The organism is Streptosporangium sp. G11 (assembly GCF_051192615.1).
Taxonomy (GTDB): domain Bacteria; phylum Actinomycetota; class Actinomycetes; order Streptosporangiales; family Streptosporangiaceae; genus Streptosporangium.
The window spans coordinates 1-12,073 of record NZ_JBPJUQ010000134.1; the positions used below are offsets into that span (position 1 = coordinate 1).

The window sequence follows — 12,073 nt, forward strand, 5'->3', positions numbered from 1 at the left end:
CAACGAGGCCCTCGCAACCCAAATAGCCGCATAGGCTGCGCCATAACATGGCTGTCCGGAATCACCGTGGCCCCTCACCGGCAGCATGCGCAGCGTTCCGATGTAGTCGGGTGAGCCGGCGTCCCAGCTCGCCGACAGCGCTGCCAGCACGCCGTCGCGGTCGGTGAACCACTCCGGGTACGGCGGCATCGTCGCCCGCACGTCCCGCGCCAGCAGATCGGCGACCTCGGTCAGGTCGCCGCGCTCCACCGCGGACATGTAGCGGCGCAGGATCCTGCGGTCCTCGTCGGTGGGCGGGGCTGACGGAGCCCAGTCCGACCGGCCGGGCGGCAGGTGGGTGCGCAGGGTGGCTCTGGCCCGCTGCAGTGCGCTGTTGACCGAGGCGACACTGCCGTCGAGGGCCTCGGCCGTCTGGCGGACCGGCCAGCCCAGCACGTCGCACAGGATCGTCGCGGCGCGCTGCCTCGGCGGCAGGTGCTGGATGGCGGCCAGGAACGCCAGCTCCAGGGTCTCCTTCGCGACCACCGCGGCCTCCGGGTCGTCGGCGCTCGGTGCCACCGGCTCCCACAGGTGGCCGGGGAACGGCTGCAACCACGGGCCGGCCGGCGAATCGGCCTGGTCGGGCAGCATCCGGCGGCTCCGGCCGTCGAGGAAGTCCAGGCAGGCGTTGGTGGCGATCCGGGCGGTGCTCGTCTGCCTGATGCTCTCGATCCACCACAGCGGCAAAGCCACCCTGGCCGAAGCCTGGCGGCTGGCCGCCTTCTGTCTGTCCCCGACTTCCCGGGAGCATCTGGGACTGGACGCCGACCGGCCACCTGCCGACGATCTGCACGCCTGCCTGGCCGAGTACGGCTACAGCGCCACCCTCACCGTCGCCGCCCACTTCGCCCAACCCGCACGCGCACTCGGCTACTGACTCGCCCTCGATTACAAAGTCGATCAGCGGGGGGTGCAGGGCAGCGCCCACGGCGCCCTGAAACGACAAGATCCCGCCTGATCGCGATGATCAGACGGGATCCCGTCAGCTACAGCCCAGCCGTTTCAAGAACGGCCCCCTGTGGAGATGAGGGGATTCGAACCCCTGACCCCTTCGATGCGAAGGAACTTTGGACAATCTGACCATGTAGATCCGGGTCCGCCAGATGGGGTGCACCTCGCGAGTCTCTCCGGGGAGGAAGCCGGGAGAACGAAGAAGTCGCGTCACAATGGCTCCCTCAGTTGCCCCCGTGAAACCTTCCCGGACTTGGTGACGCTGAAGTGCGCCCTTGAACGTGATCAGCCAGCCAGGGTTAAAGCGCTTCCCTCAGGCCGGACCGTGCGCGTCGTCGACCAGGCAACTCCTAACCCTCATACAGCGAGTAGGCAAAGAATCGGGCGTCAGCGTCTGCACTTCCACCGTGTGATCGATCACCTCCACTGTGATTGCCACACATCAATAAATTGCGCGTGAGCCACCCACCCCTTAAGAGCACACATGTACCCTGTGGGGGTGCGGAAGGCCAAAAAGAACAAACCTGCAACCCAGGGCAAAGAGAAAAGCTTGGCGTCGAAACGGGCTTTCGGATGGACCGAATCGATCGCGGCAGCAGGTGTCCTCGTTGCGGCAATTGCCACCGTTCCAAGCTTTCTAGGACTCGATAGGGAAGGTGGCGAGACCGGCGCAGCTCCAGCTGAAGTCGCAAGCCCTGCCAAGAACGCACAGACGGTCACCGAAGAGGCTCCCGTAGATGTAGTCGCCGAACTGAATGAATTCCCGATATGCGGAGCATATTTAACGAACAAGAAGATTGCTGATATCAATATCCGCCCCGGGCCGGCGGGAACGCATCCCTACGAAGACGTGGCCGCCTGGGCCAAGCACGAAGGTGCCGTTTACACGAATAGCAACACCATACGCGTATCCATTCGCGGAAGGACCGCCAGCCCGGTCTTCTTAACCGATATGAGAATCAACGTCCTCCGCCGTGAACCACCGCGCGACGGCACAGCGCTTTATCTAGGTTGCGGCGACCCGATCAACGTGAGACATTCAGCCGTAGATCTCGATCGGAGCCCCCCGACCCTGGAGCATATTCCGCCGGACAATCCAGTCGAGAGGGGGAAGAAATGGGAAAATACACCTATCCGCTTCCCGTATCAGGTAACCGACCGGAAAGGAGAGTACTTTCTCATCCATGCCATGGCTAAGCGATGCACGTGCACCTGGACCGCCACCCTTTTTTGGAATGCTCTCGGCAAGAGCGGTCGCACTGAGATCACTAACGGCGGTAAGCCTTTCCAGATTGTCGCCGAGGGCAAGGTGGACCGCTACACCGTGCATGAAGTAGACGGCCTCAACAAAGTCCCGGAGCAAGATAACCAGGGCGGGGCCCGGCAAAGACAAGTCGGGGTGTCCACCCATCTCTGACGATCCTTGTGGATAGATCGGTTGTGGACCGAAACTCTTCAGTCAGTACTGAATCAGTGTCATCGAGATCGGGCTTAGCCATGACGCTCTCACCGCGTGAAGCCAGATATGTCCAAGTGGTTACTACAATGGCTGTCGGACCCGGAGGCGGGTTTCGGTGTGGGCGTGCACCGCTTCATCGGCCGACCACGGTCTCCACCCCCGGGAGAGCGCATGTTCACCTTCATCGGCTACGACGTGCTCGAAGGCGCCGGTGCTCAAGCCTGAACCTCATTGCGCGTTTCCCGGCGACACTTTCATGACCGCAGTTCCAGCGACGCGGGTGTCGGCGTTTGCCGACAGCGCGAGAGGAGACCGGAGATGGGTCCTGTCGTCGTAGGCGTCATTGGGACTTTACTGGGGGTCTTGATCGGCGGCGTCCTCCAGCAGGTCCAGGCGTCGCGTATGCGCAAGTGGCAACGAGCCGACTCGCTCTCCAACGCAAAGCAGAGTGTCTATGCCGAGTTCCTGAGAGCCATCAGTGCGAGCTATGCCCAAGCGCTGTCCGGTCAAAGGAGCCGCTCAGAGGACGCCAATCTTCTTGCTGCCACAGCTGAGATCGAAATTCTCTCAAGCCGAGAGGTGTCCAAACCGGCCCGGGATCTCGTCGACATGGTAATGAGAGTGCACGCTGAGATAGCCGATGATGTCGGGGTAGCCACGACTGTGGTGGAAGACGTCGACCGCCAACGGCACAAGATCATAGAGCTGTTCAAAGCCGATCTTGGAATCGAAGCGCATCCTTAACCCGGAAGTAGGGGCCATCGGGGCGATACGTATGACATCACTCCATCGGATCATGAAACCGTGATCGCCCGAGGGGTGCCTGCACACGATGTGATCATCGCTTGTAGTCGTTTCACTGACTTTGGGCCAGAACCCAAAATCAGTGACGTAAGCAAATCTCGGCGAGCAATTGCCAAATCCTGTGGATTGCAGGTGATCTACAGGGCTCGAAGCCATTGATCGAGGGCTGCGAAGTCTTCGTCGGCGAGTCCCTGGTACGACTTCACGTGGTGGAGGAGAGCCCGGCCGTTATGGTGCGCGGAGACCCACTCCCTGTCGGCATCGGTGATCTCGTCGTCGACCCAGGCGAACGGGCGTCCGCCCGCCCAGTTCACCAAGGTCCGGGTCTTCCAGCAGAGCCCGAACCATTGGTCCTCACGTTCATGTTGGCGAGTTGGCTCCGGCCAGCTCACGACGGGCAGCCGCGGCAGCCCGATTCGGGGTGCTATCTCGGCGTTCGCTTCGTCTTCCCAGGTTGTCGCCCAGACGAGTTCGCAGGGCAGCGCCGCCAGCCGACGCCCCACCCTGGAGGTGAGCCGCGCCAAGCGGAAGTCCGGTGCAGCGACCCGCGGTGCGCGTTGTGGGTCTTCTCCGAACGGGAGAAGCGGCCCGTCGACGTCGAGGAAGAGCAGCGGGCGTTCGGTGTGGCCGGTCATGCTGCGGTGACCTCGTCACGCTCGAGGAGAAGCCGAGGCATCGGTTATACGTCACATGACGTACTTATGCCACAATTCGATCATCGGGCTCCGGGGGGAGATATCACGTGATCACACTCTTCGGACGCGACCGCGAGGTAGCCGAACTCGAGAACCTCATAGACGGCATTCACCAGGGCGGCGACGCCCTGGTCGTATGCGGCGTGCCGGGTATCGGCAAGTCCGCCTTGCTGACGGCCGCCACCGCACGGGCCGAGGCGCACGGTGTGATGGTGTCCAGCGTCTCCGGGGTGCAGAGCGAGACACACCTGCCGTTCGCCGGGCTCCACCAGCTGCTGCGGCCGATGCTCGGCGCCACCGATCAGCTTCCCGCCCGCCAGCGAGAAGCCCTGCTCGGCGCCTTCGGGATGGCCGAGGTCAGCGATCCCGAACCCTTCCTGGTCGCACTGGCCGTACTCAACCTGCTGGGGGAAATGGCGGCCAACCGGCCACTGCTGATCGTGGTGGACGACCTTCAATGGCTGGACCGGCCCACCATCGAGGTACTGGGGTTCGTGGCCAGGCGCGTGCGCTCGGACCCGATCGTGCTGCTGATGGCCCTTCGCGACGGCTACCCCACCAGCCTGGACGACAGCGACGTACCCAAACTGACGCTGACCGGCCTGGATCCCACCGCGGCGGAGACGCTCCTGGACGCCCAGGCCGCCGAGCTCAGCATCGGCACCCGCTGGCGCGTGCTGAGCGAGGCGGCCGGCAACCCGCTCGCCCTGGTCGAGCTGCCGCTCACACTGAACGCCGGGACGACCACGGCCAAGACGGGGTCGCTTCCGCTCACGACGCGCCTGGAGCGAGCCTTCGCCACGCGGCTGGCCGAACTCCCACCCGACTCCAGAAAACTGCTGCTGGTAGCCGCCGCCAACGACGGCCACGACCTGGCCGACGCCCTCGCGGGCGGCAGGATGGTGACGGGCACCGAACTGACCGCCGAGGCACTGGCCCCGGCCGCAGACGCGGGACTGGTAGAACTCCACGACCAAACCCTCCACTTCCGGCACCCGCTGGTACGCTCGGCGATCTACCAAAAAGCCGGCGGCACCGATCGCCTGGCCGCCCACGCCGCACTGGCCCTGGTACACGAGCACGACCCGGACCGCAGAGCCTGGCACCGCGCCGCGGCGATCGCCCACCGAGACGAGTCCGTCGCCGCCGAGCTGGAGGAGGTGGCCACGCGGGCCCGGCAACGCGGCGCCATCCCGGTGGCGGTGACCGCCCTGCGCCGTGCGGCAGAGATCAGCGAGGAGCCCACGACCGGCGCCGACCGCCTGCTGGCCGCCGCCGAACTGGCCTTCGACGTCGGCCGCGGCGACCAGGCCGCCGAACTGCTCGCACTGGCCGAGCCATCCGCCCGCGGAGAGCTGCCGCGTGCCAGGCTCCTCCTGCTGAGCGAGGTCCTCGGAGAAGAGCGCAACGAGAGCCCCGCACGAATCCGGCGGCTGGTCACGACCGCCGAGACGGTGGCGGCGGCGGGTGACCGCGAACTCGCACTCAACTTCGTCCAGGCAGCCGCCATCCGCTGCTGGTGGAACGATCCTGGCTGGGAGCAGCGCCAGCACGTCATCAGCCTGGCCGAGCGGCTCTCCGCCGCCGACGACGACCCCAAACTCCTGATAACCATGGCCGCGGCCGGCTCGGTGGAACGCGGAGCGGACGTCATCGAACGCCTGACCAAGGCGCGCGACACCTGGCCGGACGGAGCCATGACCCGGCTGCTGGGCGTCGCGGCGAGCACGGTCGGCGCCTTCGACCTGGTCGGCGACCTCATGGACGCCTCGATCGCCGATCTGCGGACCCAGGGCAGGCTGGGCCTGCTCACACGGGCACTCAGCACACAGATGTGGCGTCAGATCTTCTGCGGCGACTGGGCCGGGGCACTGCTGGTCGCAGAGGAGGCCAGGCACCTGGCCCGCGAGACCGCGCAGCCGCACCGGCAGGCCTCGTCCCTGGCGGCACTGGCGTTGCTGGCCGGGCTCCGCGGCGAGGAGGCACACGGCCTGGCACTGGCCGCCGAGGGCGAGCGCGTGCTCGGCGCCGTCACCACCAGCTCACCCGTGGCGGTGATACTCCAACACGCCAAAGGCGTGATCGCGTTGTGCGCCGGGCGGCACGATGAGGCGTTCGGGCACCTGTGGCGACTGTTCGAGCCGGGCGACGCCGCCCACCACCAGATCTGGCGGCAATGGGTGATCAGCGAGCTGGCCGAAGCCGCCGTCGCGACCGGCAGACAGGAGACGGCCAGGCGGGCGATGACGGAACTGGAGCAGGTGGCCACCCGGACAACCGCCCCGCTCCTGCACGTCGGGCTCCGGCACGCGCGTGCCTTGCTGGCCGACGACACCGACGCCGAAGCGCTCTACCACGCCGCGCTGAGCGCCGACCTGTCATCCTGGCCCACCGCGCGGGCGCGCCTGCTACTCACCCACGGCATGTGGCTACGCCGCCGACGGCGGATCCAGGAAGCACGCGTGCCACTGCGGGCCGCCCGCGACACCTTCGACGTACTGGGACTACTCGCCTGGGGGGAAAAGGCCCGCCAGGAGCTGCGGGCCGCGGGAGAGGCCAGCGACCTGCGCATCCCGCCGACCGCCGAACTCCTCACCTCGCAAGAACTGCACATCGCCCGGCTGGCCGCCGACGGACTGTCCAACCGCGAGATCGCCCAGCAGCTCTATCTGTCGCACCGCACCGTCAGCACCCACCTGTACCGAGCCTTCCCCAAGCTCGGCATCACCTCACGCGCACAGCTACGCGACGCCCTGGCAGATACGTCACGCGACTGATACCCGGCTCCGTCACACGGAACGTACCGTCGCCACGTGCCGTCATCTCGCCAGAAACTCCAGCATGAGCTCGTTCCACTGCTCGAAGTGAGTAAGCAATGCGCCGGGAATCGTCACGAGCGAGCTGCTCACGACCGCCCGCGCGACGCGCGACCCACCGTCCTCCAAGGGCACGAACGCGTCCCTCTCGCCCTGAATGATCAACGTTGGCACCGTGACGCGGGCCGGCTCCGCACCGGGGGCGGCGGCACCCTACGCCACCGGCGAGTCGGCGGTTCCCCTGGGGGAGGCATCCGCGGCCTGCCACAGCAGATACCGGCGCGTCAACCGCGGCGGTCGTAGCAGACCATCCGGCGCACGGCCTCGACAAGCGGCCCGATCCGAGGCTCCCAGAACCGAGGTGACAACGGCCGGCCCTGCACCAGGACGACGGGCGGCCCATCGCCGACGTCCTCGCAGAAAAGGCCCACGTCCGTTCCCACCCGTAATCGCGGCACCCGCCCAGCATGCCGCCGGCCGGAAGCGCGGCAATCGGTCAGATGACTACACCAAGGAGAGAACCCACATGAACATCATCGGACGCGCGCAAGAACTGGCCGCACTGCGGCAGACGATCGACCGCACCCCCGGCACCCTGCCCAACATCGTGCTGCACGGCGACCCCGGCGTAGGCAAGTCCACACTGCTGCAGGCCGGAATCGCCTACGCCAAGGAACAAGGAATACGGGTGCTGGGCGGCAGCGGCTTCGAGAGCGAGACGCAACTGGCCTTCGCCGGGTTGCACCAGGTGTTCGCGCCGGTGATGGACTACCTGAACCAGGTGGAACCGTTCCACCGGGACACCTTGCGCCGAGGGCTGGGGATGCGAGACGGACCGACGCCCGACCGGCTGGCGATCTCGGTGGCGGCCCTGGCGGTACTGGCGGCCGTGGCCAAGGACGGACCGACGCTGATCGCCATGGAGGACGCGCACTGGGTCGACCACCCCACGCGCGAGGTGATGATGTTCATTCTGTTACGGCTGCAACCGTACGACCTGCGCGCCGTTTTCACCCGCCGGCCGCTGACCGCCACCGAGCGCGTCACACCCGGCGTCCACATGCTGGAGGTCAGGCCACTCGACGACAAGGCGGCCGCACAGCTACTGAACCTGCTCCACCCAGGCCTGCCGCCGTCAGTGCGCGAGCAGATCCTGGCCGAGGCCGCGGGCAATCCCCTGGCGATCACCGAACTGCCGCAAACCTCCGTCGACCCGGAACCGCCGCCCACCGGCGCGCCCCTGCGCACCCGCCTGGAAACCGGATTCGCGAGCCGGCTGCTGCAGCTGCCGCCACACATCCGTACAACGCTGCTGGTGGCCGCCCTCGACGGCGACCGGTCACACCATCGAACCGAGCTGTCACCGTACGAGCTGCTGGAAGCCGAGCGGGCCGGCCTGGTCACCCGCGACTCGACCCCGTCGAGCCTGCGGATCCGCCACCCGCTGGTCAGATCGGCGATCACCAAGACGGCCTCGCCAGAGGAGACGCGCAAGGCGCACACCATACTGGCCGAGCAACACAAAACCGACCCCGAACAACGCATGTGGCACCTGGCGGCGGCCACGGCCGAACCGGACGACCGGGCGGCCGACGAGATCGAGAAGGCCGCCCGGGCGGTGAGCCTGCGGGGCGGCAGCGGACTGGCGGTCAAAGCGCTACAGCGGGCGGCGGAGCTCACCCCGGACCCGGCGGCGCGCGCCGCCCGGCTGGAGCACGCGGCCGAACTGGCGGGCGAGTCCGGGCAGCTGGCCCTGGCCCAGAACCTGCTGGACCAGGCACGCCACCACCTCGACGACCCGGCCAGGGCCCCGGCCACCAGAGCGCACATCCTCATGCTGCGCGACGGCGACCTGGACGCCGCGCGCCGCCTGCCGCGCGACACACCCGGGACGGGACCCCTGGTCAGGGTGATGGCTGCATCGTACGCGCAGGACCCGAAGGAGTGGGAGGAGGTGACCGGCATGGTCACCGGCTGCGACGACGAGCTTGTCCACCTGCTGCACGACGTCTTCCTGGGCCGCGGATCAGCGGCGCTCCTGCGCACCGCGCTCGACACGCTGCCCGCCGACGCCCCACCGGGCCACGTGGCCGCCCTGTGCCGAGCCGCTACCTGGATGGACCTGCTGCCGGACTACCGAGACCGCGTCCGCGCCCTCATCGACGGCGAGTCCGGGCAGGGCGCGGTGACGCACGCCGCCAGCGGCTACTGGCTCGCCGCACACGACCACTTCCTGTCCGGACAGTGGGAGGCCGCCGAGAGCGCCGCCAACACCGGGCTCGACCTGTGCCTACGCCACGACCTGGACCTGCTGGCCCACGACCTGCGCTGCAGCCTCGGCTGGATCGCCGCGGCCCGAGGCGACATCGACAGCGCCCGCGAATACAGCAGAACCGTCGAGCGGTGGGCCGCACCACGCGGCAACGGCCTTCACCTGTCCCTGTCGGCCCGCAACCTGGCACTCGCGGCGGCGGCACACGGCGACCACGACAGCGCCTACGCGTACTGGACGAGCATCAGCCCGCCAGGCGTCATCCCGCCGTACGTGGCCTACGCGCCATGGGCGGTCTTCGAACTGGTGGACTCGGCGGTGCGTACCGGCAGGATGGCCGAGGCGAAGGCGCACGCGGCCGCCGCAGCCGGGCTGGCCGAACGGACGCCCCGGCTACGGCTGCACGTCATGGCCGCCCAAGCACTGGTGGCGCCGGAGGAGCAGGCGGTGCCACTGTTCAAGGCCGCGCTCGCACTGCCCAGGACCGAACGCTGGCCCTTCGACCACGCCCGGATACGCCTCGCGCTCGGCGAGCTGCAGCGCCGCCGCCTGCAGCCCGGGGAGGCGCGGCCCGAACTACGCAGGGCGGCCGACCTGTTCGCCGGAATCAGCGCGACCGCCTGGCAGCAGCGAGCCGAGCAGGAACTGAGGGCCACCGGCGTGGCGGTCACACAGCGAGCCAACGCCGCCCACAGCCTCACCGCCCAGCAACTGGAGGTGGCGCGCCTGGCCGCCTCAGGATTGAGCAACAAGGAGATCGGCGAGCGGCTGTTCCTGTCTTCCAGAACCGTCAGCGCCCACCTGTACCGGATCTTCCCCAAGCTCGGTATCACCTCCCGGGCCGCCTTACACGATGCGCTGGAGGGAACGCGGTCAGCTGACCGATTCGTGGCGGCACCGCGGCGGCCGACGCTCGTGCCATAACCGACGCCCTACCGGCACGAACCCGAGGGGACACCGCCATACCATCCGTTCTGGCATCCGGCGGCCGATCTTTCGAGTCTCCGCCACGAGAGCCGGAGGTGAGGTCCGTTCGCTCGGGGTGTCCGGTGTTCGACCTCGATCCAACGGGGTCCGCTCCCCCGCCAGGACGATCCTGCTCACGCAGGCGCAACGGCACCCCCGCAGCCGTCCAGGGTTCCGGCAGCAATGAGGAAATTTCCAACGAAGTAGCCTCTGAACTGCGGTAACGGAGGCGTTTGACTGCCTGGGCCGAAGAGGGCGACGGAGTCGGCGGCCGGGCCGGGACTTCGGGGCCCGGTCAGCGCCACGGCTCCTCTGAGGCGCCGGTTCGCCGGTTGTGGTGATCCAGCAGCCTGGACAGCAGCTCGGTCAACCCCTGCCGCTCCTCGGGTGACAGCGGAGCCAGCAGTTCGTCCTGGCATTCGGCCAGCCGCTTCTCCAGTCGCCGCAGCTGCCGCTTGCCCGCCGAGGTCAGCGAGATGATGTTGCGCCGCCGGTCGGAGGGGTCCGGGGCGCGCTCGACCAGTCCGTGATCGGCGAGTTCGTTGATCGTCGCGACCATATCGCTGAGGTGGATGCCACTGCGGCGACCCAGTGCGGCCTGGCTGGCCGGGCCGAACCTCTCCAGCGTCGCCAGCAGGCGGTAGTGGTAGCCGCGGGCGCCGACGGACGAGAACCCGTCGCCCACCAGGCGGTGCGCGTGGTTGGCGGTCTGGCCGAGCAGCCAGCTGGGCAGGCTCGCCCACTGGGCGGGCGCCTCCTCGGATGGGTTCTCCATGTGACAACTCTAGCAAGTCGTTCGGCCCACTAATGATTGTGTTATCGTTCGGGGAGTAAACGTTAGCCATCTGAACATTCATTCGCCGAACGAATCCCCCGGAGCTGAGACCATGATCAAGCCGTTCCGCATCGACATCCCCCAGGCCGACCTCGACGACCTGGACGACCGGCTCGCCCGCACCCGCTGGCCCAACGAGGTCGCCGACGCCGGGTGGGACTACGGCTTCCCGCTGGCGCGACTGAAGGAGCTTGCCGAACACTGGCGCACCCGGTACGACTGGCGCGAGCACGAGGCCGAGCTCAACGAGCTCCCGCACTTCACCACCGAGATCGACGGCCAGAACATCCACTTCGTCCACGTCCGGTCCGCGAAGCCGGACGCGCTCGCGCTGATCCTCACCCACGGCTGGCCCGGCTCGTTTCTGGAGTTCCTCGACGTCATCGAGCCGCTGTCGCGCGAGTTCCACCTGGTGATCCCGTCCATCCCGGGGTACGGCTTCTCCGGGCCGACCCACGAGCGCGGCTGGGACGCCGTCCGGGTCGCGCGGGCCTGGGCCGAGCTGATGCGCCGTCTCGGGTACGAGCGCTACGGCGCGCAGGGCGGCGACTTCGGCGCGGGCATCTCCCTGGCGCTCGGCGTGGTGGCACCAGAGCGGGTCGTCGGGGTGCACGTCAACTACCTCCCGACTCCCCCGGTCCCGGACGCCGGCATCCAACTGTCCGCAACGGACGAGGCCCGGCTGGACAAGGTCAGGCAGCTGATGGCGAATCGTCCACCGTACCAGGCGCTGCAGGCCGTCACCCCCCAGACCATCGGCTACGCGCTGACCGACTCGCCGGTCGGCCAGCTGGTCTGGATCGCCGAGCGCTTCGCGCACTGGACGGACCCCCGCTCGCAGATCAGTGACGATCGGATGCTCACCGACATCTCGCTGTACTGGCTGACCGCCACCGCGGCCTCCTCGGCGCGGCTGCACCACGATGTTCCGCGGGGGCGGCCCGTGCCGTGCCAGGTGCCGGTCGGCGTGGCGGTGTTCGCGCACGACATCACGCAGTCGGTGCGACCGCTGGCCGAGCGGCTGTACGACATCAGGCACTGGTCGGAGTTCGAGCGCGGCGGCCACTTCGCCGCGATGGAGGTGCCGGACCTGCTCGCCGAGGACGTCCGGGACTTCTTTCTCACCCGCCTCAAGCACGACCACGAAGTCGCCACCCGCTAGTGCCGCGTTCCTCATAGCCGGTAGACGAACGTGCGGCGGAGGGTGCGGGGCTGGGGTGGTGGTCGCCCCCAGAT

At 67.9% G+C, this 12,073-nt stretch carries 11 protein-coding genes; 7 read left to right on the forward strand and 4 right to left on the reverse strand.

What is annotated here, in order from left to right; genetic code table 11:
* Positions 1 to 726, reverse strand: a 726-nt coding sequence (locus ACSDR0_RS46765) for a sigma factor-like helix-turn-helix DNA-binding protein (protein ID WP_435295445.1), incomplete at its 3' end; no start/stop codon positions are given.
* Between ACSDR0_RS46765 and ACSDR0_RS46770 the strand changes: the two genes are divergently transcribed.
* From ACSDR0_RS46770 to ACSDR0_RS46785, 4 genes are all read left to right on the forward strand, one after another.
* Entirely contained in the window at positions 701 to 916 is a 216-nt protein-coding gene (locus ACSDR0_RS46770) for a hypothetical protein (protein WP_435295446.1), read from the forward strand. The two genes, ACSDR0_RS46765 and ACSDR0_RS46770, sit on opposite strands and share 26 nt — an antisense overlap.
* Before the next feature lie 573 nt (positions 917 to 1,489).
* On the forward strand, positions 1,490 to 2,407 hold the full coding sequence (locus tag ACSDR0_RS46775) for a hypothetical protein (protein WP_435295447.1): 918 nt from the start codon (positions 1,490 to 1,492) through the stop codon (positions 2,405 to 2,407).
* A 96-nt stretch (positions 2,408 to 2,503) separates the two neighbouring features.
* On the forward strand, positions 2,504 to 2,674 hold the full coding sequence (locus ACSDR0_RS46780) for a hypothetical protein (protein ID WP_435295448.1): 171 nt from the start codon (positions 2,504 to 2,506) through the stop codon (positions 2,672 to 2,674).
* 93 nt (positions 2,675 to 2,767) lie between these two features.
* Positions 2,768 to 3,193, forward strand: a complete 426-nt coding sequence (locus ACSDR0_RS46785; protein WP_435295449.1) for a hypothetical protein — start codon at positions 2,768 to 2,770, stop codon at positions 3,191 to 3,193.
* A gap of 197 nt (positions 3,194 to 3,390) precedes the next feature.
* On the opposite strand, the gene ACSDR0_RS46790 is transcribed toward ACSDR0_RS46785, so the two are convergent.
* A complete protein-coding gene (locus ACSDR0_RS46790) occupies positions 3,391 to 3,888 on the reverse strand; it encodes an HAD domain-containing protein (protein ID WP_435295450.1) in 498 nt (165 codons plus the stop codon).
* A 107-nt stretch (positions 3,889 to 3,995) separates the two neighbouring features.
* On the opposite strand from ACSDR0_RS46790, the gene ACSDR0_RS46795 reads away from it, so the two are divergent.
* The gene (locus tag ACSDR0_RS46795; protein ID WP_435295451.1) at positions 3,996 to 6,725 is read left to right on the forward strand and encodes an AAA family ATPase; all 2,730 of its coding nucleotides are present in this window, start codon (positions 3,996 to 3,998) and stop codon (positions 6,723 to 6,725) included.
* Positions 6,726 to 6,767: 42 nt separating this feature from the next.
* Here the strand turns inward: ACSDR0_RS46795 and ACSDR0_RS46800 are convergent, their stop codons facing one another.
* On the reverse strand, positions 6,768 to 6,929 hold the full coding sequence (locus ACSDR0_RS46800) for an alpha/beta fold hydrolase (RefSeq protein ID WP_435295452.1): 162 nt from the start codon (positions 6,927 to 6,929) through the stop codon (positions 6,768 to 6,770).
* A 361-nt stretch (positions 6,930 to 7,290) separates the two neighbouring features.
* Here ACSDR0_RS46800 and ACSDR0_RS46805 point away from each other — a divergent pair, with 361 nt between their 5' ends.
* Positions 7,291 to 9,960, forward strand: coding sequence for an AAA family ATPase (locus ACSDR0_RS46805; protein WP_435295453.1), 2,670 nt, complete (start codon positions 7,291 to 7,293; stop codon positions 9,958 to 9,960).
* 337 nt (positions 9,961 to 10,297) lie between these two features.
* Here the strand turns inward: ACSDR0_RS46805 and ACSDR0_RS46810 are convergent, their stop codons facing one another.
* A complete protein-coding gene (locus ACSDR0_RS46810; protein WP_435295454.1) occupies positions 10,298 to 10,777 on the reverse strand; it encodes a MarR family winged helix-turn-helix transcriptional regulator in 480 nt (159 codons plus the stop codon).
* A 112-nt stretch (positions 10,778 to 10,889) separates the two neighbouring features.
* Here ACSDR0_RS46810 and ACSDR0_RS46815 point away from each other — a divergent pair, with 112 nt between their 5' ends.
* The gene (locus ACSDR0_RS46815) at positions 10,890 to 11,999 is read left to right on the forward strand and encodes an epoxide hydrolase family protein (RefSeq protein ID WP_435295455.1); all 1,110 of its coding nucleotides are present in this window, start codon (positions 10,890 to 10,892) and stop codon (positions 11,997 to 11,999) included.
* Positions 12,000 to 12,073: the final 74 nt, after the last annotated feature.

Excerpts from the sequence above, each read along its gene's own strand:
- ACSDR0_RS46815 (WP_435295455.1), top strand. The coding sequence starts at position 10,890 with ATGATCAAGCCGTTCCGCATCGACATCCCCCAGGCCGACCTCGACGAC.
- ACSDR0_RS46805 (WP_435295453.1), top strand. The coding sequence starts at position 7,291 with ATGAACATCATCGGACGCGCGCAAGAACTGGCCGCACTGCGGCAGACG.
- ACSDR0_RS46770 (WP_435295446.1), top strand. The coding sequence starts at position 701 with ATGCTCTCGATCCACCACAGCGGCAAAGCCACCCTGGCCGAAGCCTGG.
- ACSDR0_RS46785 (WP_435295449.1), top strand. The coding sequence starts at position 2,768 with ATGGGTCCTGTCGTCGTAGGCGTCATTGGGACTTTACTGGGGGTCTTG.
- ACSDR0_RS46810 (WP_435295454.1), bottom strand. The coding sequence starts at position 10,777 with ATGGAGAACCCATCCGAGGAGGCGCCCGCCCAGTGGGCGAGCCTGCCC.
- ACSDR0_RS46790 (WP_435295450.1), bottom strand. The coding sequence starts at position 3,888 with ATGACCGGCCACACCGAACGCCCGCTGCTCTTCCTCGACGTCGACGGG.